21 protein-coding genes and 2 pseudogenes are annotated in these 26,935 nt (G+C 42.1%); 8 read left to right on the plus strand and 15 right to left on the minus strand.

Translation table 11 applies throughout. From position 1 onward, the window contains the following. Positions 1–57: 57 nt before the first annotated feature. The 9 genes and pseudogenes from AC58UX_RS06270 to AC58UX_RS06310 form a co-directional block, all read right to left on the minus strand. Positions 58–648 (minus strand): HAD-IA family hydrolase, encoded by a 591-nt coding sequence (locus tag AC58UX_RS06270; RefSeq protein ID WP_497250584.1) that lies wholly within the window; start codon positions 646–648, stop codon positions 58–60. Between the two features lie 220 nt (positions 649–868). After that, entirely contained in the window at positions 869–1,276 is a 408-nt protein-coding gene (locus tag AC58UX_RS06275; RefSeq protein ID WP_497250586.1) for a hypothetical protein, read from the minus strand. Between the two features lie 183 nt (positions 1,277–1,459). Continuing rightward, entirely contained in the window at positions 1,460–2,401 is a 942-nt protein-coding gene (locus AC58UX_RS06280; RefSeq protein WP_497250588.1) for a DUF3221 domain-containing protein, read from the minus strand. A gap of 261 nt (positions 2,402–2,662) precedes the next feature. After that, a pseudogene (locus tag AC58UX_RS06285) lies at positions 2,663–3,669 on the minus strand (serine hydrolase domain-containing protein). A 571-nt stretch (positions 3,670–4,240) separates the two neighbouring features. Then, a complete protein-coding gene (locus AC58UX_RS06290) occupies positions 4,241–4,696 on the minus strand; it encodes a DinB family protein (RefSeq protein ID WP_497250590.1) in 456 nt (151 codons plus the stop codon). Positions 4,697–4,752: 56 nt separating this feature from the next. Next, positions 4,753–5,217, minus strand: coding sequence for a DUF4362 domain-containing protein (locus tag AC58UX_RS06295; protein ID WP_497250592.1), 465 nt, complete (start codon positions 5,215–5,217; stop codon positions 4,753–4,755). 433 nt (positions 5,218–5,650) lie between these two features. After that, positions 5,651–5,845, minus strand: a complete 195-nt coding sequence (locus AC58UX_RS06300) for a hypothetical protein (protein WP_475763494.1) — start codon at positions 5,843–5,845, stop codon at positions 5,651–5,653. A gap of 213 nt (positions 5,846–6,058) precedes the next feature. Further along, on the minus strand, positions 6,059–6,493 hold the full coding sequence (locus tag AC58UX_RS06305) for a hypothetical protein (RefSeq protein ID WP_497250594.1): 435 nt from the start codon (positions 6,491–6,493) through the stop codon (positions 6,059–6,061). A gap of 1,230 nt (positions 6,494–7,723) precedes the next feature. Continuing rightward, the gene (locus tag AC58UX_RS06310) at positions 7,724–8,464 is read right to left on the minus strand and encodes an SDR family oxidoreductase (RefSeq protein ID WP_497250596.1); all 741 of its coding nucleotides are present in this window, start codon (positions 8,462–8,464) and stop codon (positions 7,724–7,726) included. Positions 8,465–8,635: 171 nt separating this feature from the next. On the opposite strand from AC58UX_RS06310, the gene AC58UX_RS06315 reads away from it, so the two are divergent. Both AC58UX_RS06315 and AC58UX_RS06320 read left to right on the plus strand, forming a co-directional pair. Then, the gene (locus AC58UX_RS06315) at positions 8,636–9,211 is read left to right on the plus strand and encodes a TetR/AcrR family transcriptional regulator (protein WP_497250598.1); all 576 of its coding nucleotides are present in this window, start codon (positions 8,636–8,638) and stop codon (positions 9,209–9,211) included. Between the two features lie 195 nt (positions 9,212–9,406). After that, on the plus strand, positions 9,407–9,886 hold the full coding sequence (locus AC58UX_RS06320; RefSeq protein WP_497250600.1) for a carboxymuconolactone decarboxylase family protein: 480 nt from the start codon (positions 9,407–9,409) through the stop codon (positions 9,884–9,886). 118 nt (positions 9,887–10,004) lie between these two features. Here the strand turns inward: AC58UX_RS06320 and AC58UX_RS06325 are convergent, their stop codons facing one another. Genes AC58UX_RS06325 through AC58UX_RS06335 form a run of 3 tightly spaced genes read right to left on the minus strand, consistent with a single transcriptional unit; the run spans position 10,005 to position 13,742 of the window. After that, positions 10,005–11,105 (minus strand): GerAB/ArcD/ProY family transporter, encoded by a 1,101-nt coding sequence (locus AC58UX_RS06325; protein WP_497250602.1) that lies wholly within the window; start codon positions 11,103–11,105, stop codon positions 10,005–10,007. Positions 11,106–11,133: 28 nt separating this feature from the next. Then, a complete protein-coding gene (locus tag AC58UX_RS06330) occupies positions 11,134–12,297 on the minus strand; it encodes a Ger(x)C family spore germination protein (protein WP_497250604.1) in 1,164 nt (387 codons plus the stop codon). Continuing rightward, positions 12,294–13,742 (minus strand): spore germination protein, encoded by a 1,449-nt coding sequence (locus tag AC58UX_RS06335; RefSeq protein ID WP_497250606.1) that lies wholly within the window; start codon positions 13,740–13,742, stop codon positions 12,294–12,296. Before AC58UX_RS06335 ends, AC58UX_RS06330 begins: the two co-directional genes overlap by 4 nt. Positions 13,743–14,378: 636 nt before the next feature. Here AC58UX_RS06335 and AC58UX_RS06340 point away from each other — a divergent pair. Next, on the plus strand, positions 14,379–15,158 hold the full coding sequence (locus AC58UX_RS06340; protein WP_497250608.1) for an alpha/beta fold hydrolase: 780 nt from the start codon (positions 14,379–14,381) through the stop codon (positions 15,156–15,158). A gap of 422 nt (positions 15,159–15,580) precedes the next feature. Here the strand turns inward: AC58UX_RS06340 and AC58UX_RS06345 are convergent, their stop codons facing one another. Next, a complete protein-coding gene (locus AC58UX_RS06345; RefSeq protein ID WP_497250610.1) occupies positions 15,581–16,423 on the minus strand; it encodes an aminoglycoside phosphotransferase family protein in 843 nt (280 codons plus the stop codon). Positions 16,424–16,842: 419 nt separating this feature from the next. On the opposite strand from AC58UX_RS06345, the pseudogene AC58UX_RS06350 reads away from it, so the two are divergent. Then, a pseudogene (locus AC58UX_RS06350) lies at positions 16,843–18,108 on the plus strand (IS110 family RNA-guided transposase). Between the two features lie 661 nt (positions 18,109–18,769). On the opposite strand, the gene AC58UX_RS06355 reads toward AC58UX_RS06350, so the two are convergent. Further along, positions 18,770–21,394, minus strand: a complete 2,625-nt coding sequence (locus tag AC58UX_RS06355) for an adenosylcobalamin-dependent ribonucleoside-diphosphate reductase (protein WP_497250612.1) — start codon at positions 21,392–21,394, stop codon at positions 18,770–18,772. 279 nt (positions 21,395–21,673) lie between these two features. Here AC58UX_RS06355 and dat point away from each other — a divergent pair, with 279 nt between their 5' ends. The 4 genes from dat (at position 21,674) to AC58UX_RS06375 (ending at position 25,561) form a co-directional block, all read left to right on the plus strand. Further along, positions 21,674–22,504 carry a D-amino-acid transaminase gene (dat, locus tag AC58UX_RS06360; protein WP_497250614.1) on the plus strand — a complete coding sequence of 277 codons (831 nt, stop codon included), beginning with the start codon at positions 21,674–21,676 and terminating at the stop codon, positions 22,502–22,504. 218 nt (positions 22,505–22,722) lie between these two features. Then, positions 22,723–23,778: an ABC transporter substrate-binding protein gene (locus AC58UX_RS06365; protein ID WP_497250616.1), complete on the plus strand. Its 1,056-nt coding sequence runs from the start codon at positions 22,723–22,725 to the stop codon at positions 23,776–23,778. Positions 23,779–23,852: 74 nt separating this feature from the next. Beyond that, positions 23,853–24,767 (plus strand): ABC transporter permease, encoded by a 915-nt coding sequence (locus AC58UX_RS06370; RefSeq protein ID WP_497250618.1) that lies wholly within the window; start codon positions 23,853–23,855, stop codon positions 24,765–24,767. Further along, the gene (locus AC58UX_RS06375) at positions 24,767–25,561 is read left to right on the plus strand and encodes an ABC transporter ATP-binding protein (protein ID WP_497250620.1); all 795 of its coding nucleotides are present in this window, start codon (positions 24,767–24,769) and stop codon (positions 25,559–25,561) included. Before AC58UX_RS06370 ends, AC58UX_RS06375 begins: the two co-directional genes overlap by 1 nt. Before the next feature lie 435 nt (positions 25,562–25,996). On the opposite strand, the gene AC58UX_RS06380 is transcribed toward AC58UX_RS06375, so the two are convergent. Continuing rightward, positions 25,997–26,914, minus strand: a complete 918-nt coding sequence (locus AC58UX_RS06380) for an ABC transporter permease (RefSeq protein ID WP_497250622.1) — start codon at positions 26,912–26,914, stop codon at positions 25,997–25,999. Positions 26,915–26,935 lie beyond the last annotated feature (21 nt).

Below are 26,935 nucleotides of genomic sequence, written 5' to 3' on the forward strand. Positions count from 1 at the left end.
TGACTACACTATTGTTCTTCGTTAGTTAAATGGTGGTTGAACTATTATTGCAATGTATTAACCGTTAGCAGTTGATAATTGTGAAGTGACCGTGGAAACCCAGTCCCCGTTCTCGTCGGCTAGCAAGGTATTCCAACCGAGCAATTTTGCTTCACTAAGATTTTTATCTTGGTCATCGACAAACCATATTTCCCCCTGGTGATTTAATCGCTCATGAACAAGAGTGTATATTTCAGGATTAGGCTTACAAAAACCTACTTGGCTGGATATTGTAATACTGCGTACATAGGGTTCAATTGGTTTAAGAATGGATTGAATCCACTCTATGCGATGGTTGCTTAATAAATGGATGTTTGCGTATTTACTCCATGTTTGTACTTTCTCAATAGCTGGCAAAGGACGAATATTTGAAATTAGGATTTCCTTCGCTTTGTCTATATTAATTGTAGCAAATATTATACACAACTGGTTCCAGAACTCCTCCTCTGGCATCTTTCCAGTCCATAACTCATCACGCATTTCCTTTCTAAAATGAAAAAGCATTTCATAAGGTGTATTTGATTCTTCAGAAAGCTCCTGCCAAAAACGAGGAGAAAAATTGGTAGCAAGTACCCCTGCAATATCGAGTATTAACTCTTTATTAGCCATGTATGAAAACCTCCACCAAACAGTTTTAAATGTATTCGACTAATATGGTAAAAACACCTCTTGTGCAACATTCCTGCTCGTTACTTGAGAAAAGGCAGCTGATCCAATGGGTCAACCACCTTTTCATCTTGTTATTGAACTCTCGTTCTCCATTAGCTTAATCGACTTCAGGCATCTAGGTCGTCCATGAAGTCCATTGCTTAGAAAGATTATCTATAGCTCATTTAATATTATTTTCAAACAAATCCTTGATGAATTTGTAATCAATGCTTCCTGTACTATCTGTATAAAAAAATGGATCTTTTCGAATTGTATCTTCTGAGTTAATGATAAAAGTCTTATATACGCTTCCATTTGATTTGTAAATTGTCGTTCTAAAAGAGTATCCCATATAACCAATCGAAATTTTACCTTTTCTAAATGAAATTGATTTAATATTATTTATAATATGTTCAATTTCTGATCGCTCCGTAATCAGAATTTCTTTACCGTTATTCCCATTAAATATCTCGATTTTTAACACCTCTTGTGGATTGATCCTGATCATTTTACTCGGAACAAGCCACCATACCGAAACAAGAGTAAGCAGTAAAATGGGAATAAGTATAAATGCAGCTAATTTTTTCATTTAGCATCCCCCCACAATTGAATAATCTCAAAATATTGAGATCCATGCTTGGAATATTCGCGATGTGATTAAACTCTCCTGCCCTTTACCTCAACGAAATAGGAGCAGCTGCCGGCCGTGGCGATCTGCTCCTTGATCATTGAACTAATGTTCCCTTTTAGCTTAATGAGATAACATAAACTCTTATTTATCATCTAACTTAAAGTAAAAGTCTTCTCGCATTCTCGTATCTTTAAAATGTAAATACCACGTGTCTTCCTTAGCATTATAATTAACAGATTTCACTGCAATAATCTTGTGCATGTCTGTCTTTAATTTTTCATCTTGAAGTGCCCTTTGTACCATATATTCCTCTGTACGATCGGCTCCTTTAGGACCAACCGTAGTTTGTTCTATAACTTTGTGGGCAATTTCTCTGCCTGGGTAAGGCAGTGAGTAATTTCCACGCTCAGCCCATACTTTAACTTTATCGCCAATGACTAGTGTATCTGAAACATTTGAGAACCAGATTGCATTGTAAAACTCTTGACCCTTGCCGTGACTGTAATCAACAGCTTCACTACTTACAACAAGTATTTCTCCTGCTTTCTTATCAACAATATAACCTTCAATTCCAGGTTCACCCAACCGATCCATTGCATAGAGGACACTTTCCCCAACAAGATCGGTTACAACATTATCATTAGGCTCTAAGTCTTGTGCATCGCTCCAATATATAACCGCCAAATTCTTTTGAAAAGTGACCTGAGGTCGAGCAGAGAACTTTACTATATCCTTAATTTGATCAAAAGCCTCGAGTCCTATTTTCCGTTCCTCATCTGATTTAAATTGATAAAAATAGAGGTTTTTCTTTGGGTTCATTTCTTCATGGAACATTAATGATGCTGAAAATATTGAAGGCTTTACCCCCGAAAGAATAAACATCTCGTGAGTCCCTTCTCCTTTTGGTGAAAGAAATGTACCTTCTTCTTGCATTACTTGTTTAAAGTCGTCCAATCTCAAAATATTAACTGGTTTTTCACTTACCTTTTCAGCTAATTGTTCATTAACTACCGCTTTCTCACCACAACCAGCAGTTAAAAATACAAAAGCTATCGGTAAAATCCATTTTATTAGTTTATTCATCTTGTTTCCCCTCTAAGCTGTCGATAGATTATAGAGTAATTAGAATTACAAAAAATTATCAAAATTTTACTTTCATGCAATCATACCCTCATCTTAGTTGCAATTCATCACTTATTCGGGTGGAAAATAGAAAATCCTTTGTTTATCCGCGTGGGAATTTATTGTAAGTATTCTGCCCGTTACTTTAATAATCAAAAGAAGAGCTGCCGCAAAGCAAGCCCCTCAACTATTCGTTCACCGTGAGTCAATAATACTTGTACTTTATTTAAATGTATCAGCAACTAAATTACCGAACTCTCTTAAATAATAAAGATAATTATCGCCACCGTAGTTATACCTTTTATTAAACATTTTCGCTACAACAAGATTGTATTCCGGAATAACTAAAATTGTTGGTCCTGTTATTCCTAGAATTTGATAGGAACCAGCTGGTACTCTTTCGCCAATTTCACTTCTTATCTTTGGAGTATCTTGTACATACCAAAACAAACCGTTTTGAGGCAAATCTTTATTATAATAGACAGGACTTTGCACTTGAGTTGATAAATTAATTACTTTTTGTGGCACAATCTGCTTGCCATTTATGAATCCTTTTTTTAAATGAAGTAATCCCCAACTAGCGAATTCTCTGGCGGAAACATAAAGATTAGACTCCATACCATTACTTGACTTTCCTAGTGACGAGGTTCCATTTTCATTTGGATTTATAATTACCTTTACTAGTGTTTCATTGTCTTTTGTTTGCCAGCCTGTTTCTTTGAATCCTAATGGCATAAAAACCCTCTCTTTTAGAAGGTTCGGAAAGTTTTTTTTGTATATTTTACTCTCATGAGCTGAGTCATCATTTCTATATTGATTCCTCTATATGCCCATCCTTCTCCTGGTTCAAACTCTCTAAATAAAACTCCCTCCGTATTCAAATGCAAGCCATGGGAATGAGTCACTAAGTGCCTCAAAGTTGTTTTACCAAGCAGTTTTTCATCGTAATCCTCAAAGTATTCTGCTGCATAATCATCCAAACTATTTATTTTACCTTCATATAGTGCGTAAGCCACAACTAGGCCTAAATAACTTTTTCTTGCAGAGGCTACATTAAACCTTGATGTCTCTGAGACGGGTAATGAATCCAAAGTATTCGAATGATTTCCGCTATAATGCTCCAAAACTACTTCATCATTTTTTATTATTATTATCGCTGATGCCGAACTGTAATTACATTCTTTGATATCTTCAACCCATGAAATTATTTTATTGTATTCACTAGTCATTCTTCCGACTCTCTTTCGTTAATAAAGAATTTCATAATAATTCAACAAAAAATATGAAAAGCTCGTGTCCGTGATTCGCTATATCCAGGGTAGTAATAATAAAAGACCCAAACTCCCCATTTTCCTGTGATCGAATTCATTCTTCGATCAAGGTAAGTAATGGCTTGCAGGGCCTTAATATCATCAATTTCATCTCATATTCTTATGGATTTCGAAGAAAACGGGTTTTATTTTTGTATTCTTCACCTCGTTTAAGGATAGAAGAAGGATGTGATTTCCGATCACCAGCCACCATATTCAGCATATCATAGCTTTTCGCTGAAAAGACATCCCAAATCCTTGAAATGTACATATCCAAAGCAATAAATGCTCCGAAAATAGATACAATCATTATGCAAAAAATCACCATAATAAGTATCCTTCCTTAGTGAAATGCCAGAGCTGATTCAGTTATCCATTTAAATAGAATAGCACAAGTAAGTAAATAAAAGTAAAATTTTGTTATTAAACTAATGTTCTCCGTTAGTTCAATGCCAAACCCATTCCGAGTAATGGTGATTATTATGCCCTCTTAGAGCCTCGCGAACGTGATGTAATCGACTTGGACTGGCTCTGCAAATTCGATCCGAAGTGCCCGGTTGATCTGTCCCCGGTGATATTGCCCATGTAAGAGGACCTGCAACAGGATGTCCCGGACGGACGTTCGGAACGGAACCCCGCTCTGGTTCGCATAGTCGATCATCTCGTCCAACTCGGATTCCTCGAGCCCTTCGATATAGACGCGATATTGCTCGGCGTTTTCTTCGAACATCCTCCGGATCGCCGTCAGGTCTTCCGCTTCCTCCCACAACGAATATTGCGCGCTCCCCTTGCCCTCCAATCGGGACAGCCAGACTCGTTCCGCGACCGCAACGTGCCGAACCAACTTCAGAAGGTCCTTGTTCTTTTTCTCACTCTCCTCGAGCGCGTCCAAGATGCGTCCGTCCGCCCAGTACAGGTGGTTCATCATGCACTTAATCGTCTTCATTTCGGTTCCCCCTCTTCGTCTCATCGACTACTTGAACCTACTGTTCTCCCGTTAGACTATAACAGCTCTTTTCTAAATGATATTAGTCTCAGTTGCTCATCTTCCTTGAAGTTATTACATTTAGACAATTCAACATCAAGGAACTCGTTGTCCCTTTCATTCATTCGAATTGATTTACAGACATATTCTGTCTTGCCTTGGTCACTCCATGCGTCTCTTGTGTTATCAACTATCCAATGTATTTCCCTACCATTTGAATTTACGTCATGAATAATTGGACTGCCTTCCACTGTAGGAGAAACAATCATTAAGTTATCCCCTTTACCTTCATTAAATCTATTCATCATTTCATCTACACGGTCCAAATCCACTTGATCAAAGTTAATAATGATTGACTTGTTTTTGTTTGTATTTTCTTTATGGGATTGTTGATTTATGAGTACAAATATAACAATGACCAATCCAATAAATACGATTATTTGAATGTAATTTATCGTTTTCTTATATTTAACGATTTCCACCTCCACAATAATTCAATATTTAGAATATTCGGCTAAGGAGTAAACTATCCTGCTCGTTACTTAATAAACAAGAGGAGCTGCCACAAAGCAGCCCCCTCAACTATAGTTCTGCGTTAGTTGAATGCTCTTATTGCAAGAATGCTTTTAATTTACTTATTTTTCGGAACATTTTCAAGTAATAACCTAGTAATCCGAATAAGCTAGGTAAAATAAATAATGCAACTGCCAAAAACATAACACTTCCAATTAATGCCATTGCCACTTAGACACCCCGATTACATTTACTTTTTTCTTCCAATTCTTTTTGTTGATAGTATAGCATTTACTCAAGAATCCTGCCCGTTACTTCAATGAAAAGAGAGCAGTTGCCTGCCGCGGCGATCTGCTCTCTGGTTGTTGAACTAACGTTCCCCGTTAACGTAATCGAGCGTTTTCACTTGTTTTTGTTATTTCTAAAAATACCGACTTGTAATCCGACTACAATTCCAAATGAAGCTCCATATACAATTCCAAGACCTACATTACCGAATACTGCTCCAAATGCGACACCAAAAGCGGAACCAAAAGCGGCACCTAAAGCAATTCCAACGCCTATGAAAGAACCATTTCCGTCATCTTTCATTTTCAAATAATCACTCCGCTTCTTAATTTCATTCCAAAGCTTTACTGCTGTGGCAATTTCGCCTCATACAACGACTTTACAAAAGATGTAGGTATAACTCAATACGTTGCCAACTACTTAATGTTTCGCTACATTATTCTGCCCGTTACTTGAATGAAAACAGGGAGCAGCTGACACGGCAGTCTCTCCCTGTTTATTTTGCTATCGTTTTCCGTTAGTTTAATCGTTTATTTCTTTTACATCGTCTAATTTCAACCAATAATACAGTGATAAATTTATTAATAATCCAAAAAATACTCCAATAACAATGCTGATTAGATTTATGCCATGCACGATAATCGCCAGTATCCCCCCCGCTGGATTGTCATCAGGCAACGGAAATAATGCACTAAAAGGAAACAAAAAAACAATAGAAAAGATAATATAGAAGAAGAAAATAAATAAACTATAATACCAATACCGACTTCTGAAATATAACACTACAGGTATGATATATATAATGCTAAGCAAAATCATAAAAGAATCATCATGCTTCAAAAGATAGTCATGGTAATAAAATAATTGAAATATTATTTCTCCAATTATTGCGTATAGGGCACTGAGCAAAATAACCCAAATAAGCGATGATTTAGCAGTTTTCGTTTTATTCCTCATTAAATTCCTCTAATACAATAGTTTCTTTCCATTTTACCGTATTAAGGTAACTACTGTATAGGATAAACCATACCTCTCTGCATAACTGCACTTGAATGAAAACAGGGAGCGGTTGCCACGGCAGTCTACTCCCTGTTTATTGTGCTATCGTTTCCCGTTAGCTTAGCGTCTCCGCGTTAGTGTTCAGTCCAAGAATTTCACTTACCTCGATTTTTCCCAACTTTCTTGAGCCCGCCATAAAATAGCCAGTGACACCTATTTTAATTCGATGAATATGTACTTCTCTCCTCATCTCGGGGAATAGTAGCCACATTCTTGCAGTACCTTGTTTGGATACTGGAAGAATCTTTGTAAAGAACAATGTTTCCGAAATCATCTTCAAATTCAGGATGAATAGCAAATATTCCCGCCTCTTTAATGTTATCTCCTTCATATGCAAAATCACAACGTAAACCCTGAAACAAAGGATTTTTTCTTCCGCCCTCATCTTCGGAATAAAACCGATACCTTATTCTAAAATCAGGAGGGTGATTTCTGACTTTATCATATGGAACCAGACTTCCATAAAACCATTAGCCTCCTCATGTATATTAATAGTTATGAATGTAAAATGAAAAATGTGATTTATAACTGCCTTTAGTTCAACACAATAGTGACTTTTACGAATGCACGATTATTATCTGATGATGCATTAATTTCACAAGCCAATCCTGTTCCGACCAACAAACTGCTGATTTGCTTTAACATCTAACTCCTTCATCCATAGACCTCCAAAAGGCACTCATCTTCCCAATTATATTCTGTTGTGCATCCCCGCTATCCTACCGGTTAATTGAATGAACTAAAAAAAGCTGCCACAGGCAAGCTCCTTCTTTTTCGTTTGCTGTTAGAGGAAAACATCGATTCTACACCTATCAAACGTTGAAGAATCCACTGTTGCAAATTATTTGGGACGAAGACTCCATAAGACTCAAAAAAACAAATGAGTTCGCCGACGACGTTGCAGCGTGTATTTCATATTGATATGCTACCGTTGATAACTAAACTGCTCTTTCGTTCAATCCAGGTATTTTCGTTTAGATACGTGTGGGGTTGTGTGAGTTAAGTAGGATGTGGGAGATGTAAGAGGAATAATAAAAAGTGACCCAGAGCAACGGCTGAGGGTCTGAGTTTATATATTTAAAATGCAAAATGAATATAAGATTTAAATTGTATTACAATTATATGCATTTAAGACAACGCGGTCGGTCTAATCATAATTTCACTTATAAGAGTATCATCAGGTTCATTAATGGCAAAAGCGATGGCTCTAGCAATACTGTTGGGAGAAATCCCTAACTCGCTTATTTGATTCGCTATCGCTTGCACTTCCGGACTGGTAATGCTGTCAAAGAGCTCTGTCTTCGTCAGACCTGGAGCAATCAAGGTCGATCTAATACCCGAAGACGCTGACTCTTCCAAACGAAGTCCCTCCGAAATTGCTCTAACGGCAAACTTTGTGGCCGCATATACGGCCGATGTTGGGGAGACTTGATACCCGGAAGTTGAGGATAGGTTAATGATATGACCGGACTTCTGTTCTCGCATGGTAGGCAATACCGCAGCAATACCATATAAAACGCCTTTGATGTTCACATCAATCATCTGATTCCACTCGTCTACTCGTAATTCATTCATCCTAGAACTTGGCATGACGCCTGCATTGTTCACCAGCACATCAATTCGGCCATACACTTCTAGAGCAAACTTGGCCAAATTCTGCATATCTGCAACAGAAACGACGTCTGCTTTTACAGAAACGGCCTCGCCGCCCCCCTGTTGTATTGCATTAACAATCGTATGCAGGCGTTCCTCTCTTCTTGCAGCCAATACCACTTTTGCGCCACTTCCTGCCAACAATTTCGCTGTAGCTTCTCCTATTCCGCTGGAAGCTCCTGTAATAATAACTACTTTATTTCGAATGTTTTCCATTGTTATATGCTCCCCTATCTTCGATATTAAACACCCGTTGTATATTTAACGGCCGTTGATTAATATTATAGACAGATGCTCTGATGACTCAATGGTTGATTGATACGTAATTGTTTCATATACAACAACACCCTTAGAAATGTTGATTAACTTAAGGAGGCAACGATAGAAATGGAGTACGTTGTTAAGACCGACCGCCGTATTCTCCGAACCAAGCAATCCATAATGAAGGCGTTTCTGGAGCTTTTTTCGGAAAAGGATATTGAACAAATCACCATTAACGAGATCGCGGAGCGTGCCAATGTTAACCGCGGAACAGTTTATCTGCATTACAGTGACAAATATGACCTCTTGGATACATGTATTGAAGACCACATCAACGAATTAATCACTTTATGTAAGAAACGGGAAGACGAAACGGATAGTCAAGCCATGGTACAAGAGCCTAAACCCGTTTTTGATTACTTCCATGACCATTTCCTATTCTTCTTAGCTATGTTTTCCAATCAGAGAGCTTTTTTATTCCGAGACAAATTGTTGAAATTTATCTCAGTCAATCTAATGGTCAAAATGGAAAGGCCGGACAACACTCCCATTATCGACAATGAGATCAAAGCCCAATTCATGGCCTCTGCTTTTATTGGTATTGTGGAGTGGTGGATACGTCATAAAATGCCCCAATCCACACAATTTATGGCCGATCAGGTTAGGAATTTATTTGAAAATAATCAGGTTTACCCCAAGTAGTTTGACAAGGCTAAAGAGTTTAGTTAAATACATATAAAGGATACGTGCCGCTGATTTGCGGCTTTTTTCTTTATATTCTGTCCTTTGCGATGGTTGGGAAAATAAAAAACGAATGATGTCACACTTAGAAGTCGCCAATTGTCTTATAAGTGTTCAAACAAAAAACAAGAAACAAAAAACAGGAGGAATACAATTATGACACAACGTGTAAATTATATGGAGCAATCCCCGGAGCTTTTCAAAAAGATGTTAGATTTCAGCATGGCCGAGAATAAAGGTGCGATTGAAGAAAAAATTCTCCATCTTGTTCACATCAGAGCTTCGCAAATGAATGGGTGCGGATTTTGTTTGGACATGCACATCAAGCAAGCCAAGATCCATGGTGAGACCGAACTTCGCCTCTATCACACTTCAATCTGGAGGGAATCAACATTGTTTTCTCCACGCGAACGAGCAGCATTGGCATGGACGGAGGTTCTGACCAAGCTTCCAGAACATGGTGTGCCTGATGAATTGTATGATCGTGTTCGCGGACAGTTTTCTGAAAAAGAAATCTCAGATCTGACATTTTCTATTATGGCAATCAATGCTTGGAACCGCATCAACATTGGTTTCAAAACAGTACCGGGATCCGCTGACGCAGCATTTGGATTGACAAAAGCTGGTCTTAACTAAACAGCAATAGGAATAAAGAAATAAAACCCGAACGATAGGAACACTTTGAAATAAAGTGCCAATCTTTCGGGTTTTTGTGATTTTATTTAAAAAATATCCTTGGACTATGTTACAAGTTTTAATTGATGCTAGAGGTTTTACGGTGCAAGCGAATGCTGCTAATCATCCATAACAGCAAGGGAATGACAATATAGATAAAAGGGTAAAAGAAGTCGAGAAGAAATAAATTTTTAAGCGTATTCGAAATCCGTAAATTGTGTGTATTAAAGATCACAAACAGCAACATCATGAAACTCGAAAGACAAGCTATAATCTTCCAATTCTTGAATCCGGTCCACTCGGAAATACCATAGCTGAGGATGAACAAGCAAACGGATAATTTAATAAATACACCAAGAAGCCAAAATGAGATGTAAAAAGCATCTATATTTTGCACGAAATTAAGAATGGATATGAACTTGGTGAGAGAGTAAACGGGAACTACCAATTGAGCAGCCAAATCGGGACCCGTTACGAACAAAAGAACTAACGTAGTTAACACGCTCCAAAACATAGCTACCGCGGTTCCCCAAAGGATCGCTCGCGAAGCGGTTTGCTTGTTCTCAGCGAAAAAGAACAGCATGAGTATGATTGACGGATCTACCAAATAGTTGTACGAGCTTAAAGTACCTCTCAGAATAGCCATCCATCCCGTATCCGAATAGATTGGCATTATTCTACTTATCTCCATATCCTGTGGATTTAAAAATAACTGCACATATAAAAAAAGGACGAAAAAGGGGCCAATGACCTCCGCGCAGCGGCTAATTGCCGTAATTCCTCCTTTATAAACCACATAAGCAATGAGGAATAACAAGAACAATACGATTACAATCAATGGCGTGTTATGCAACAGAACTAAATTGTGAAATTCAACTATTCCTTTTGTGAAGGAGAAGATCTGCAAGAACCAATGAATGAAATATACCATAACGAAGATTTTACCGAGGACGGTACCTAAAAGGTTCTTCATGAATTTGACTAATGTTTGGTCCTTATTCTGCATGCACAGCCGGAGCATGATCCAAGTAATGGCCATCATAATCATGCTCCCAAGTAGAATCGAAATCCAACTGTCCTGGCTAGATTTCTCCACGGCTAAATGAATGGGAAGGTAAGAACTAACTATTATGGAGGAGATGCTAATTAGCCAGAACATTTGGTAACTGCTTACTTTCATACTTCGTTGCCACTCCAATCCATCTTACTCAATTTAACTGCACGCTGCTTGCTCCAATTGACCTTAGTTGAATATTAGCCTTCACTTTAATGTCGATCCTTTTAAAATTTTCATCCCAATCGGATTTTTGTGACTTCCACCAGTAAGGATATTTGCGGTGAAGGTGAGCGCCTATTCCGAATACGTCTGGCCCCCAGCGCTGGACTTTATCCATCGTACGCTGCAACTCGTTTTGGATATACTCGTTCAGGTAATTCTGGGCAAGAACCATGTTATCCACCTCGGACATATCTAAGGCGGTTGTGTTTTCAAGAAGATACGCTTGTGCTTTAACAGTTACAACTATGTGGGTAGGGTCATTAGGACCAACGGAGTTAATCTGGCGTGCAAGATGGGTAAATCTAAAAGATAAGATGCCCTTGTCGTCCTTCCAACGAATGGTTACACCTTGAAAATTTCCTTTTCCCGACATCCAAGCTGCCCCGGATCCTTCAACATCATCCAAAATACCGTTAACTTTCAGTTTTTTGTTCAATAGTGCATATCCGGCTAACACAGCCATCGGCTCCGCTTTTTTACTATTCATTTTAAAATTTTTGATTTGAAGGATAGGGAGCAACGATCTAGTCTCCGCAGAGGCGCTATTAATAATGAATTGCCTAGTAGAGAAGCTCCTCATTCCGTTGATATGCAATTCTTTTCCCGCGGCAATGCTAGAGACATGTTCGAGAGGATGCTTGATCATAAGGAATTCTTTCGCACTACTGCCTTTAATCATTAGCGTAATATCTCGTTGATTGTTTGCTGGATCCCTACTCAGCTTATCAAATAACTTGTTTGCGTCGTTTTTATTAAGGAACTCTTCACTTATCGCGATCAGAATGCGATGGCTGGTTATCAGTCTTCGGGACATTTCTCTCTGGATTTTCTGAGTGGCCTCGAAAACATCTTTACCTTTTGCCGACATGACGACGAAACTATCCGAATCGCTGGAGCTTCCCCCCTTGGTCGTACCACTCACTTGTGAGGGGATTACAATCTGAAGACTTACTTCGATTGCCCCACCCTCAGCATGATCAATCGCCGTCCCCATAACGAAAGCCAATTGATTCGGTTCGACAAAATCCGTACAACCTGAGGAGAAGCAAATAAGAATTAGGGAAAGGAATGTGAGTAGCAGGAATCGGATCATCTCATACGCCCTTTCTTATTTCGGCCGTTCTTGATCCAGAAAGGGAAACGGATGATCACGTCTTTAATCTTTTTGCTATCGAATGGAGCTACCGGGCTCAAGAAAGGCGTTCCAAAGGATTCAAGCGTTACCAGATGGATCAACAAGAAGATAATACCGAACGTAAATCCCATGAAGCCGAGCAGGCCAGTCATGAACAGCATCAGGTACCTGATTAATCGAAAGGGTAAAGTAGCGCTATATCTCGGAATTGTATAAGCCGCGATGCCTGTTAAAGAAATAACGATGATGATCGGCGTGGATATGATGCCAGCTTCGACGGCGGCTTGTCCGACGACGAGTGCACCAATAATACTGACGACAGGGCCAAGCTGATTAGGAAGATGAACACCAGCTTCTTGCAATCCGTCGAATATAAACATCATGATAAATACTTCGATGACGGTCGGAAACGGTGAACTTTCCCTAGCCGCCGCGATACTGATCATGAGATTTCTTGGAATCATCTCCGGATGAAACGTCGAAAGCGCAACATAGATTGCGGGCAAGGCAAATGAAATGAAGCTCATGACGTATCGGATAAATCGAGACAGGATGATGAATACGAACCTCTCGAAGTAGTCGTCCGCCGATTGGAGTCCAGACCAGAGGGTGATAGGAAGAATTAGGGCAAAAGGGGTTCCGTTAGTGATGAGAGCGACCTTACCTTCTAATAAACATGCGGTCACGATATCCGGACGCTCAGTATTCTGGATCTGTGAGAAGATCGAGAAGGAACTATTCTCGAGCCATTCTTCGATATAGGCAGAATCGATAACACCATCTACCTCGATTTTGTTGAGCTTCTCCCTTACTTCTGACAATACACTCTCATCCGCAAGTCCTTTCATAAAAACAAGAATAACTTCAGTTTTCGTGTATTTGCCAATCGTATATGATTCCATCTTCAGAAGAGGATGAATAATCCTTCGTCTTATCATCGTCGTATTCGTTCTGATATTCTCGACAAAGCCTTCTTTAGAGCCGCGTAAGGTCGCCTCCTTCTTCGGCTCTTGGATGCTTCGGGTCTCGTAGCCTTGTACTTGAGCGATGAGTGCGGATGCTTCACCATCTACCAGAATCCCCAAGCTACCATGCAGGATATGATTGATTAGATCCTCCATGAATGTGTCGGTTTTTACATCCGTTAATGGAAGCCATTCGCATCTGAACATTTCGGCAAGTGACTGAATGCGATCTATACCTTGCGGTAAACCGCTGAAAATAAGCGGCTTCAGTATGTTATCTTCTACGCTTTGCAATTTTGTCATGCCATCTAAATAAACGAGTAATAGAACAGTTTCATCCTTTAACATAAAGGAACGGAATATTACGTCCGAGCAATTATCGAGTTGTTCTCTGAGAAAGGATTCATTCGACTCAATACTCCTACTTATTGAACTCATGGACAACACCCCCGTGCCTTTATATCTCTTGGATATTATGGGCATAGGGGTATTTGCTTATGCAGATTTTGGAATTTAACACGTGGACGAAAAAGATTGCCCCCCACTAAGCTTTGAACTGAATTTGTATTGTAATAGTTGTGATCAACTCCATATCAAAACCATCGAGTTCCATGATTTTTGCGATCCCTGTTATCATAACCGTGATAGTAAAAGCTCACCCCCTGATTAGAACAATCTCATAAACATCTTACTTCGTTGCGGTATCTCGTAAAGGCTCTTTGGTGCATGCAGAAAGTAAAAGAGCAATAAATAGCATGAGCCGTTAGCGCATTCGATTTTTCACTTAGTATATTTAAGATATCCCCAAAGAAGTAAAATTACCAGATATTTGAATTAAACTGCCCGTTAACGTAATGTAGGCTGCCAATCATACTGGCAGCCTCCTATTGGTGTGTTTATTGAACAAACGTTTCCGTTAGTTCAATGCTCTGAAGAAATTGTTTTACTCAAGCTATTCCTCAGAAATCTCAACACACTATATAAACCCAATTTGAAGCCGAAATTAGGCATTCACATTGCCTAGGGTGAATATCTTAATGGGGAAGTACATTTTTAAAAATTGAGGCGATACACTTGGGATACTTCGTTACTGTGGAACCTGGCGTAAAAGTATTTATAGAGGATATCAATCCGAAGGGAAATAAAACGATACTTTTTATTCATGGATGGCCGCTAAATCATAACCAGTTCGAATATCAGTTCAATTTCCTTCCTAAACTCGGATATCGTTGTATCGGAATGGACTGGAGAGGATACGGCAATTCGGATAAACCATTCGACGGATACGGTTTCGACAGATTAGCAGATGATCTTCGCATGGTCATCGAAGCGTTACAGCTAAAAAACATAACACTGGCAGGACACTCTACCGGAGGCGCGATCTCGATTCGTTATATGGCTCGTTACAAAGGGTATGGGGTATCTAAACTCGTCCTGATCGACGCTGCGTCTCCATCAAGCGTTCCAAAAGAATTTACGAATAAAATCATCGAGGAAACAAACAATGACCGCCCGAAAATGCTGCAAAACCAAACGGGGAATTTTTTCTTTCAGTACATTTCTGAATCGAAATCCGAATGGTTCAATCTAATGGGTTTACAAGCTGCGAATTGGTCGACTTCCGCCATTATGGCCACGCTAAGAGACGAGAATGTTTACAACGATCTTGGACAGATCGATGTGCCCACATTGATTATTCATGGAATTCATGATAAAGTCGTTCCGTTTACCCAAGCTCAGGAAACAAATAAGCTGATTAAAAATTCGCAATTAGTTCCATTCCAATACAGCGGCCATTGCCCTTTTTTGGAGGAGCGTGATAGATTCAACCAATTATTAACTTCTTTTGCATAACGCCTCGGATTACCCGCGCCATCGCCCCACATAAATAGAGTCCGTTAAAGACCGATGATTGAACAAATCTGCCCAATCGCTTAATGAGGCTGCCCGATCAATATCGCGGCAGTCTCACCTTTTAGTGACTGAACTAACGTTATCCGTTAGCGGAATGCTACTGCCCAAACTGGTTCTTCTATAAGTTGATTAAGGTCTATTAAACATAAATTTATAACAATCCTCTTCTTTAAATCCACTCTTTAAATATAAAATAAAAAAGCCTGATTCCTCAGGCATTTATCAAACATGAAAAAACCGCGTTTTCCGCGGCCGTAAATGAGAATTCTTGTCAACTGAAAGTATTTCCCGTTAGCGTAGATATTTATCCTGGACTAAGCTTTCCAAGACATAGTTGTTATTTGCAATATGCTTATCAAGCATCATTCTGACAGTACTAGGTCAAGCCAGGAATTCGCCTCACGGTATAGAACTGGATTGTTTTCAGGTGTGTAGTAAGCCAGTATTGCCACCGCCTGTGATACGACCCATCCGCGGGCTCTTGTCCACGTAGCGTCGTCTGTCGATAGATATTTGCGGAACTCATCACGAGCCTCGGGTGAGTGTAATTTCCATGCGACCATGACATCGCATGCAGGATCGCCAATGCCCATTTCACCCCAATCGATCACACCGGTGATGCGTTTATTTCGCACAAGCCAGTTACGCACGTCAAGGTCGCCATGATGCCAAACTGGCGGGCCGTTCCACGGAGGCGCAGCAAGCGCCGACTCCCAAACATCAGAAACCGCAGAATCGCCATCGAATCGATCCAGCCAGTGTCGGAACTCCTTATCCCGTTGAGCTAAAGGAACGCCGCGCCCCTGCGGCCCACCCGTTGGATCGAGTTGTTGTAGCGCTGCAACGAACACCGCAAGATCACGCGCTACCTGAATCGCGTCGATCTGCCCTATAGGCACCGACTCGCCTTCAATCCACGAATGTATCTCCCAAAACCACGGATATTCGCTATTCGGATGCCCTTGTGCGATAGGTACAGGGATTTCAAGCGGAACCAATGGTGAGAGCTTTGGCAGCCATATAAACTCTCGACTTTCTGGTGTCGTTGGCCCCATCCGCCGTGCAAGCCGAACTGAATATTCTTCACCTAGCCTGAAGATGGCGTTCACTGTGCCAGCCGGCTCGACCCGTTTCAAGGAAAGCTCTGCCCAGTGGGGGAACTGGGTGACAAGCAGACGGCGTACGAGTGCCTCGTTAATTTCCATTTCGTCGACGTGCATTTTCACACCCATTAGTCACCACCACCTCGTTCGCTATAATTAGTGTTGTTCGAGTCCAGCCTTATGTTATCAATTGTAGATTCCATTTTAACACCTCTTTAGTTATACTTTTTTTAATCTACATAGTCTCGTATAATCTACCTTCATCTCTCTTGTTCCATTGATAGAACTTAACTTCATATTTAACAAGGTATCAAATAAATATAGATTTGAGTTGATAATACTCATTTATAGTTAAACTATCCTGCCCGCTGCCGTCATGTCGTGATTGAACTATAGTTCCCCGTTAGATTCCTGTAGATGGATAAATTTCAGCTTTGTATAAAAAGGAGCGCCTCTGTACGATGGAAGTACGCTACGGGTCAAAAGCCCTTTAATTCCATCATCCAGGAGGACGCTCTACTATGAAGTTTAAATCACAAGATAAGCAAAATCAACTCATTGAAAACATTACCTTTAATCATATTGTTGTCGGTATAGACATTGCTCAGGAGGCCCATGTTGCCAGAGCGGTTAACTTTCGAGGTGTCGCTCTCGGTAATCCTTTAGTGTTTAGTAATGACGAAGATGGTTTCAAGTCCCTCGACCGTTGGATTCGCGACTTGTTAGCTTCATTTAAATTATCTCAAGTTATCGTTGGTATGGAACCGACTGGCCATTACTGGCTAAACCTTGCTGGGTGGCTCAAAAACAAAGACATTGAAGCTGTACTTGTTAATCCTCACCTAGTTAATAAGAATAAAGAAAACCGCGACAATACACGCTCTAAAAGCGACAAAAAAGATGCTTTAGTTATTGCCGACATGGTGAAAAACGGCTACTACTCCCCTGTCCGCTTCCATTCTTCCGAATACGAGGAGCTGCGAGTGCTTATGGCTAACCGAGAAACGGTCGTTAAACGACTTATAAGTGCCGTTAACCAGATCCACCGCTGGGTCGACATTGTCTTCCCTGAACTGAGACAAGTCTTTAAGATCTTAACTTGCAAAGGTGCATTATTAACCCTTCGGCTTTTTCCGCTCCCAGCTGAGCTATGTAAACTAAGTCCTGGCGATGTCATTAAAGGATGGCAGAAATCAATGAAACGGCATTCAGGTGTGCGTAGAGCTCATCTACTCATCGATCTTGCCAAGAAAACTGTTGGATCTAAGCAGGCAACACATGCTTACAAACTCCATCTAGAGCAGCTCCTTGAGGAGCATGACTTAGCCACTAAACAACTGCAGAGAATCGAAAAAGAAGCCAAAGACGTTGTTGAACGTATCCCCTATTCAGGCAAAATCCTTGCCATTACTGGAATAAGTGCAATTGCTCTAGCTGGTATTTTAGGAGAGTCCGGAGATCTTAGAGGTTATGCGCACGGGAATGCTCTACTCCGTCACGCAGGCCTCAATGTGACCGAAGCAAGCTCGGGTTAATGGAAGGGACAACTGAAGCTCATTAAACGAGGCCGTCCACGCCTGCGTCATTTTCTCTATTTAATTACAATGTGCATGGTCATGAGTAACCAAGAATTTAAAGCCTTACACCACTACAATGTTCAGGTGAAAAAGCTTAAAAGGATGAAGTCTATCATGAAGCTTTGTGGAAAGCTAGCTCGACTCTTAGTAGGAATGGCCCGTAGTGATGAAGCCTACAACCCCGATAAAATCTTTGCATTAGCAGCTTAACATAAACCTTATCACACGCAAGTTGGCTTATTCGCAGGAGACAAAGAAAGCACGGAGTATCGGGATACATTACGCAAAAAGGCTCTGACCTGTTCCATTAGAAAGACCGACCTCCACCCCTTAGATAGATGTGACGAAGGAATGATAGGGCATTTGACCCGTTGAGACATGGGAGTGAAAATCGCTAAGGGCACCGTGGAGAATACGTGCAGTATATGAAATGAATTGGGTAATTCAACCCCACCTCTGTTCCCGCATGCCTTTTTAACGACATACCCTAAAATATCTCGCTATCTTTCATTCATCATTGAAATCTAAAGGATGAAATCCTGCGAATAGACGAGCTTGCGTGAGGAAATCAAATCATACCGAGGGAGCTTAATGCCCGCCAGCATTAACTACAACAACGAACCTCAAATAATAAAAAAGTGGTGTTCACAAAAGTGAACACCCACTAACGAACTTTATTTTCCTTGATCAGCATTATTTTCCTTGATCATCAGAAGCATCTACCAATAACTTTATTTATACCGTTACCTTTTGAGTGGTACATTGAAGGAAATAAAAAAAATAATCAACACAACAAACAAAAACAAACACACACACAACAACCTAAAAAAAAAAAAAAAAAAAAATCCAGGGCCCCCGCCCTGGATTTTCTTTAATTACATCTGCTATATCCGCAGTTGACGCAATTCTTACACCCTTCGCTGTTCACCAGCGAAGCGGAACCGCACGACGTGCACAGATCCATCGCCGCGCTCGGAGCTGCTTGCCCGCCATGGCCAGCCGCCACAGGCGCGGCCTCAAGCACCTCACTCGTCGCGGTCACGTAGTTCCGCGCGTCGTCTGGCTCGCTCATCACTTCGTCGTGCTGCTCGAGCGCTTTAGCAACCGCGTCTGCGATCGACTCGACGCGATTGTTGCCGAATCCGATGGCGCCGGAGCCGCCAATGCCTTTCAAGTGCTTCACGAGCAGCTTCACTTTGTCACCGTGATCGCCATAACGCAAGAACAAGGAGCACACGCGACCGAGTGCTTCAGACATCGCGAACACATCAGAGCCCGCTTTTCCTACGTTAAGGAAAATCTCGCTCGGTGTTCCGTTCATATCATTGATGGTGATATACGCCATACCGAATGGTGTATTCACTTTGTACGTCGCGCCACGCAAAATTTGTGGACGGCGTTTGTATTGCTTATCAAAGACTTGTTCCGTCTTTGCGTCAACGTTCACGGCTAGCTTGCCAGAAATCGTAGCTAAGCTTTCTTTCTCTGTAACAGCCTCTGCCGCGACAGCTACTGGAGCAACTTCCGGCTGAGCTTCAACTTTTACTTCATCCTTCTTCTCCGAAGAACTTGTGCTCAACACCTGAACATCACGACTGCCATCGCGATAGATGGTCACACCTTTACAACCCAGATCGTAAGCCAATTCATAGAGGTGTTTGGTCTCTTCAACAGTGAAATCAGCTGGACAATTCGCCGTCTTCGAGATCGAGCTATCTACCCACGTTTGAATTGCAGCTTGCGCACGGATATGATCCTCGGCAGACAAGCTCATCGAAGTAACGAAATAATCCGGCAGCTCCTGATCAGGATTCGCATCCTTCCAGTTCTGTGCAATCGGCACATACTGTTTATCGAAGCCAAGTCGGCTTTGACGGAAATATTCGAAGGCAAAATACGGTTCAATCCCCGTCGATGTACCAACCATCGTACCAGTACTTCCAGTCGGCGCTTGGGTAATAACGGTTACGTTACGCATACCATGCTGACGAATCGCATCCCCAACCTCCGGGAACACCTCTGTCATTTTGCGCATAAAGCCGCTTTCCATAAATTTATCTGCAATAAAGGCTTGGAATGATCCTTTTTCTCCTGCAATTTCTGCAGATGCTAGATACGCTTCTCTGGCCATGAACCCATAAATCTTGTCCAAAAACACGAGCGATTCCGGGCTGCCATAACGAATTTTCAAAAGAATCATAAGCTCGGCTAGCCCCATCGTACCCAGACCTACGCGACGTTCTTTTTGTTGATTCTCACGGTTTTCTTCAAAATGATACGGTGTTTTATCAATTACGTTATCTAGGAAGCGAGTCGAATAGCGTACGACCGTGGCTAATTCTTCCCAAGCCACATCTCCTTTCTCGGCATCATAGAACTTCGAAAGATTGATTGCGGATAAATTGCACACACCCCATGCAGGAAGTCCCTGTTCTCCACATGGATTTGTACAAATAATCGGGTTGAAGTACCAGCTATTGGACATTTGATTATAGTATTCCAAGAAGACAACGCCTGGCTCAGCTGATTTCCAAGCCGACTCGATAATCGAGTGCCAAACATCGCGAGCACGTACAGTGCGATAAGGCTTAACAGCCTTGCCTAATTTTTTCCACGCATCTAAATTACCGTCCCAAAGCTCATTATACTCAGGATCTGTCGTATCTGGGAACACCAGTTCCCACTCCAAATCTTCCTTCACTGCTTTCATGAAGCCATTGCTAACGCACACGGACAAGTTCGCATTCGTAATTTGCCCCATCGTGGACTTCACGGTAATGAAATCTTCCATATCCGGATGCCAATCATTGATCATGAGCATGAGGGCTCCGCGACGACTTCCTCCTTGCTCGATCAAGCCTGTCGTATAGCTGAATAATCCGCCCCAGGAAACAGCTCCGCTGGAAGATCCGTTGACGCCTTTCACGATGGAACGTCTAGGACGAAGCGAAGACAAGTTGATACCAACGCCACCCCCGCGTGACATAATTTCCGTCATTTCCGTCAATGTGTTCATGATACCGCCACGACTATCCTTCGGTGAAGGAATAACGTAACAATTGAATAACGTCAATTCATCGCTCGCATCCGCTCCTGCAGCAATACGGCCCCCTGGTACAAGCTTCCAATCGTTGAGAATGTATCTGAATTTATCCGTCCATTCTTGGCGCTTCTCCGCTGTCTTTTCAACTGATGCCATCGCGCCAGCCAACCGATCCCACATTTCTTCCGGTGTTTTCTCCATATTTAACGTAAGCTTCTCAACAGCAGACTCAACAGTTTCACCACTGCGTGTTCGAACCTTCACGGTATTACCTTCACGACTAATAATTTCGCCAACTTCTTTGGCTGGGAATTTAGGATCATCCTTCGTCAAAACAAGGACAGTATCCCCCACCTTGGCATGACTCGTGTCCGCATTTTTAAGTGCGTAGCGATCCAAAAATATTTTCTCACTCAATCCCGTAAGCTTCTTACTCTCGTAAACATTCCCCATGGACATAAGCCTCCCAATAAACTGCATATTCAGCTGCTAGAAAGATATGGGCTACAAGTGTTTAGTAGCCAGTTTTTCTCAATATATGGTATATCTTAACCATTATACTACACAACATATGGTTGTTCCTATGGCAAAAGAACCAATTCCTATTGGTGGGCTCTTTTACTAGCTTTGACGTGACACTATTCCTTTGTTAACCTATTAGTAGGATACCACAACCACCAGATATTTAGAACGTATGTTCCATAAATATTTTTTATCAAAGGAGCGTGCCACATGTATTTTTACAAAAACGAATTCTTACATAAACAAGACATCCAGATTTCACCCGACGATCGCGGGTATTATTTCGGTGACGGGATTTACGAAGTGTTTCGCGTGTACAACGGACTCATCTATGAGGGCGAAGCCCACATGCAACGGCTCGAACGTACGGCCAGCGAAGTGCGCTTACCATTACCTTACACCAATGAACAAATTATGGACATTCTCCACAAACTGATTCAGCACAATAACCTCAACGAAGGCACGGTTTATATGCAAATTACACGGGGTGAAGCGCCTCGCGCGCATCCTTTTCCAGCCCCGGCTGAGCCTATTCTCTTGGCCTACTGCTCGGAAGTGAAACGTCCGATTTCTACGATTCAAAATGGGATCAAAGCCATCACACAACCCGATATCCGTTGGCTGCGTTGTGATCTCAAAACCTTGAACTTGCTCCCGAATGTCCTCGCGAAGCAAGCTGCTCTAGATCATGGCGTGCAAGAAGTCGTGCTGCATCGCGAAGGGACGGTTACAGAGTGCAGCGCCTCGAACCTGATGATGGTGAAAGATCAGACGCTTTACACGCATCCAGCGAATCATCTGATTCTCCATGGCATTACAAGAGCCGTCGTTTTGCGCCTAGCACAAGCACTTCAGCTTCCTATTAAAGAAGAGCCCTTCACCACGGAGCAGCTGCTGCAAGCGGATGAAGTATTTATCACAGGAACGACAATGGAAATCACACCGCTTGTACAAATTGATGGGCAAATGATCGGATCAGGTGCACCTGGACCCATTTCCCAGAAACTGCAAGCCGAATTCGAAAGAACGTTCCTTCATTAGAAGGAACGTTCTTTTCACTACATTTTCCGACAGATGTTTACAAAAAACACACAAATACGGATAAAACAATTGACGGAATCTCTCGAGCCAATTAAACTATGGTTAATTCTAATAGAACTTGGACGACTCACATCTAATAGCTTTGCTGAACAAAAGCGTTAAAGTGGTGCGAGAGCAATGCGTCCAAGCAACAAGTGGGAACTTCGAGAGGGGTAATTATGTTGAAAAAGAAAGCACTCGTATCATTCGCACTATCAGCAGCACTTATGGTTGTCGCAGGTTGTGGTCAGAAAGCTGAACCCACACCAGCAGCAGGCGGTGCAGCATCAGCTACTCCGGCAGCTACAGCAGCCGCATCAAAAACGTACAAAATCGCGATTTCACAAATTGTGGAACATCCGTCTTTGGATGCTACACGTCAAGGCTTCTTGGCAGCGCTGAAGGATGCAGGCATCGTAGAAGGAACGAACTTGAAGGTTGACTTCAACAACGCACAAGGCGATCAACCCAATAATCTATCCATCGCTCAAAAAATAGGTTCCGCTGACAACGATCTCGTACTTGGGATCGCAACACCATCTGCACAAGCTGTCGTACAGCAAGTGAAGAAAGCTCCAATTCTTTTTGCAGCTGTTACTGACCCCGTTGCTGCGAAAATCGTAAGCAATGTGGACAAACCAGGCGGTAACGTTTCCGGCGCTTCGGATACCAATCCAATGGCTGTAGCGCAATTAATGGATTTCGTAGCTGCTAACATGCCAAAAGTAAAAACCGTTGGTCTTGTTATCAATGAAGGCGAACCAAATGCGGTAATCATGGCTAAAAATGCTGAACAATCGTTAACTAAACATGGCATCAAATTAGTTAAAGCTCCTGTAACGAATACGTCGGAAGTCAAACAAGCTGCGCAATCCCTTGTTGGTCGTGCTGATGCCTTCTTGATTACACTTGATAATACTGTAGTTAGCGGCGTGGATGGCATCATTCAAGTGGCTAACGAAAAGAAAATTCCTTTCTTCTCCAGTGACCGCGATACAGTTGAAAAAGGTGCTTTCGCAACGGTTGGCTTCAAATACTATGATCATGGTTACCAAGTAGGTCAAATGGCAGTCGACATTCTGAAGAATGGTAAGAAGCCAGCTGACATGAAAGTAACTGTTCCAGACAAAATGGATCTTATCCTTAACCTAAAAGCAGCGAAAGCTCAAGGCATCGAAGTAACAGATGCGATGAAAGCTGCAGTAAAAGATAAAGAGAAAAACATTATCCAGTAAAACATTAAGACACAAAAGGGGTGAACGTCACTTTCGTTCATCTCTTTTTTTCAAAATAGGGAGGGAAATAATTAATGATGGATTCAATTAATGGTGCCATCGAGCTTGGTCTTCTCTATGCGTTGATGGCGCTAGGTGTTTATATTACGTTTCGTATCCTTGACTTCCCCGATCTAACGGTGGATGGCAGCTTTACAACAGGCGGTGCGATCGCCGCGATTCTTATTGCGCATGGCTACTCGCCATGGCTCGCTTGTGCTGCTGCTTTTGCAGGGGGACTTATCGCTGGGGCTTGTACGGGATTGCTTCATACGAAGGGTAAAATCAATGGGCTTCTCTCGGGAATTCTCATGATGATTGCGCTGTATTCCATTAATATGCGTATCATGGGCAAGCCGAATATTTCGCTTCTTGGCGCGGATACGATGTTCACTTCCATGAAGCCAATCTTGCTTGTGATCATCATTGTCATTGTGTTCAAATTACTGCTCGATGCTTTCCTGCATACCGATCTGGGACTTTCCTTACGGGCAACAGGAGACAATGCGCGTATGATTCGCAGCTTTGGTGCTAATACAGACCAAACCACGATTCTCGGCTTGAGCTTGTCAAATGGATTAGTAGCTCTTTCAGGAGCGCTTATCGCACAAAATTCAGGCTTTGCTGATATTTCCATGGGGATCGGGATGATCGTCGTTGGACTGGCTTCCGTTATTATTGGAGAAGCGATCTTTGGCGCTCGCTCAGTATTCCAAGCGACACTAGCTGCTGTACTCGGTTCCATCGTGTACCGGATTGTCGTTGCACTAGCGCTCAGAGTCGAGTGGCTTAAAGCATCCGACTTGAAGCTTATCACCGCGATCATCGTTATTATTGCGCTCGTACTTCCATCTGTGCAGCGAACCATTAAGCAAAAAGCGACGGCCAAGCGCCGATCTGCTGAGCTCATCGCTCGCGCGATGCAAATGAACAATGGAGGTGAGCGTTAATGCTGCAGCTCTCGAATGTTTCCAAGCTCTTTAACCCCGGTTCTGCGGATGAGAAAATCGCGCTAATCGGCATTAACTTAACCCTTAAGCCCGGCGACTTCGTCACGGTCATCGGCAGTAACGGCGCCGGGAAATCGACGCTGATGAACATCATCTCCGGCGTCATGACGCCGGACGCCGGCGAAGTGCGCATCGATGGTGAAGTCATTCACCATCTGCCTGAATACGAGCGCAGCCGCTGGATCGGCCGCGTCTTTCAAGACCCCATGGCGGGGACGGCTCCTCGAATGACCATCGAGGAAAATCTCGCCATGGCGTATACCCGCGGCAAGAAGCGCGGGCTAAGCTTTGGTGTCAACGCGAAGAAGCGCGCGTTGTTCTTGGAACAGCTGCAGCGCCTAGGCATCGGCCTGGAAGGCCGTCTGCGCGCGAAGGTGGGTATGCTCTCCGGCGGCGAGCGTCAAGCGCTCAGCTTGCTCATGGCGACATTCACCAAGCCGCAGATTTTGCTGCTTGATGAGCACACAGCCGCCCTGGATCCCGCGCGGGCTGAACTGATCACACGATTGACAGAAGAAATCGTGCGAGAAATGAAGCTGACTACGCTGATGGTCACGCACAATATGGAACAAGCGATTCGTCTCGGCAATCGCCTGATCATGATGGATAAGGGCCGCATCATCCTCGATGTGAACGAGGAACGGAAGAAACACCTTACCGTTGAGCAGCTCCTCGGTGAGTTCGAGAATATTAGCGGCAACAAGCTTTCAGATGACCGAGTCGTACTCGGATAACTCAGAAATACCGTCAGGAAGTCATCCTGACGGTATTTTTAAGTTTGACGAGCATCGGAGATGTTGTACTCAAACGGCAATCAGCATACGTTCCATCGGATGAGAAATGCAAATGTACAACTTTTTTTATTAAATATACGATTTTAGCTAAAATGAATGCGAAAAGGCATCAATTTTTGTTTTTTCAGCTATTTTTAGACCTTTTCTCCCCAAATTGATGCCTTTTTGCAATTATTCGAAGCGTTGAATTAATTACTAATGTAAAGGTTGCTCTTTTGCATTTTTGCCACTAAGGCACTGGAACTAGGGGCAGCACTAAAATCCATACTCTTGGCTTCAAGGACTGCCCTCTTCTTTTAATAAGTGATTCCACACAGAACCAGCTATATTATTCCATCTCATTTTCACGTAAAGGCCGTTGCCGTCAATGGATTATTACCACATGCTTTGACCGAACCTGCGTGCAACGCCATTTGCAATCACAACAAGGATAAGCCCGACCAAGGACTCAAAAAAACCAACGGCTGTCGATAAGCTAAATTGCGCATTGCGCAGACCCACATTATAACTCCATACACTAATCACATTCGCAAGATCTGAGACGACCGGATTGCCAAGCACATAAATTTGATCAAAGCCTACATTCATCACACGGTCCATCGAAAGAATGAACATCAGAGCGATTACAGGTGCGATCCCTGGCAGCGTAACATTCCACATTTGCTTCCACTTATTGGCACCGTCAATACTTGCTGCTTCATATAAGCTCGGGTCGATCGAATTCAGCGCAGCCAAGTAAATAATGGCGGAGAAGCCCGCTTCTTTCCAAATCCCAGACCCTAAGAAAATCGCCAGCCATGTACTCTTATCATACAAAAAAGGAAAGCTTTCACCGGTTATTGCTTTGCTTATAGACGCCATGATCCCATGCTCTTGCGCGAAAATCAGCACAACAAAGGAACCAATAATAACCCAGTTAAGAAAATGCGGGAAATAAACAAGCGTCTGAATCGTTTTCTTAAAAAATGACTTTCTAACCTCATTGAGCAAGATAGCCAACATTATCGGGAACGGAAATCCGACTAAAATACTTAGCGTACTGATCATGAACGTATTTCTAATGATTTTAAACATGTTGGGATTATTGAACATTAATTTGAAATTCGCAAGTCCCGTCCACGGACTGCCCCATATGCCGTCTGTGAAATTATAGCTTTTGAAAGCAATAACCAATCCGCCAATCGGCACATATTTGAAAATAATAAAATAGATCAGAACGGGGATGAACATAACCAGAAGGGGTGTATTTAATACCCAATATTTTTTTCTGGAATACATAGCAGGTGATTTCATCGTTGTTTCTCCTTTCAGTCG

Source organism: Paenibacillus sp. J22P90 (assembly GCF_059692195.1).

Coding starts and splice junctions, on each gene's coding strand:
- AC58UX_RS06270 (WP_497250584.1), bottom strand. CDS start 648: ATGGCTAATAAAGAGTTAATACTCGATATTGCAGGGGTACTTGCTACC.
- AC58UX_RS06275 (WP_497250586.1), bottom strand. CDS start 1,276: ATGAAAAAATTAGCTGCATTTATACTTATTCCCATTTTACTGCTTACT.
- AC58UX_RS06280 (WP_497250588.1), bottom strand. CDS start 2,401: ATGAATAAACTAATAAAATGGATTTTACCGATAGCTTTTGTATTTTTA.
- AC58UX_RS06290 (WP_497250590.1), bottom strand. CDS start 4,696: ATGAAGACGATTAAGTGCATGATGAACCACCTGTACTGGGCGGACGGA.
- AC58UX_RS06305 (WP_497250594.1), bottom strand. CDS start 6,493: ATGAGGAATAAAACGAAAACTGCTAAATCATCGCTTATTTGGGTTATT.
- AC58UX_RS06310 (WP_497250596.1), bottom strand. CDS start 8,464: ATGGAAAACATTCGAAATAAAGTAGTTATTATTACAGGAGCTTCCAGC.
- AC58UX_RS06315 (WP_497250598.1), top strand. CDS start 8,636: ATGGAGTACGTTGTTAAGACCGACCGCCGTATTCTCCGAACCAAGCAA.
- AC58UX_RS06320 (WP_497250600.1), top strand. CDS start 9,407: ATGACACAACGTGTAAATTATATGGAGCAATCCCCGGAGCTTTTCAAA.
- AC58UX_RS06325 (WP_497250602.1), bottom strand. CDS start 11,105: ATGAAAGTAAGCAGTTACCAAATGTTCTGGCTAATTAGCATCTCCTCC.
- AC58UX_RS06330 (WP_497250604.1), bottom strand. CDS start 12,297: ATGATCCGATTCCTGCTACTCACATTCCTTTCCCTAATTCTTATTTGC.
- AC58UX_RS06335 (WP_497250606.1), bottom strand. CDS start 13,742: ATGAGTTCAATAAGTAGGAGTATTGAGTCGAATGAATCCTTTCTCAGA.
- AC58UX_RS06345 (WP_497250610.1), bottom strand. CDS start 16,423: ATGGAAATTAACGAGGCACTCGTACGCCGTCTGCTTGTCACCCAGTTC.
- AC58UX_RS06355 (WP_497250612.1), bottom strand. CDS start 21,394: ATGGGGAATGTTTACGAGAGTAAGAAGCTTACGGGATTGAGTGAGAAA.
- dat (WP_497250614.1), top strand. CDS start 21,674: ATGTATTTTTACAAAAACGAATTCTTACATAAACAAGACATCCAGATT.
- AC58UX_RS06365 (WP_497250616.1), top strand. CDS start 22,723: ATGTTGAAAAAGAAAGCACTCGTATCATTCGCACTATCAGCAGCACTT.
- AC58UX_RS06370 (WP_497250618.1), top strand. CDS start 23,853: ATGATGGATTCAATTAATGGTGCCATCGAGCTTGGTCTTCTCTATGCG.
- AC58UX_RS06375 (WP_497250620.1), top strand. CDS start 24,767: ATGCTGCAGCTCTCGAATGTTTCCAAGCTCTTTAACCCCGGTTCTGCG.
- AC58UX_RS06380 (WP_497250622.1), bottom strand. CDS start 26,914: ATGAAATCACCTGCTATGTATTCCAGAAAAAAATATTGGGTATTAAAT.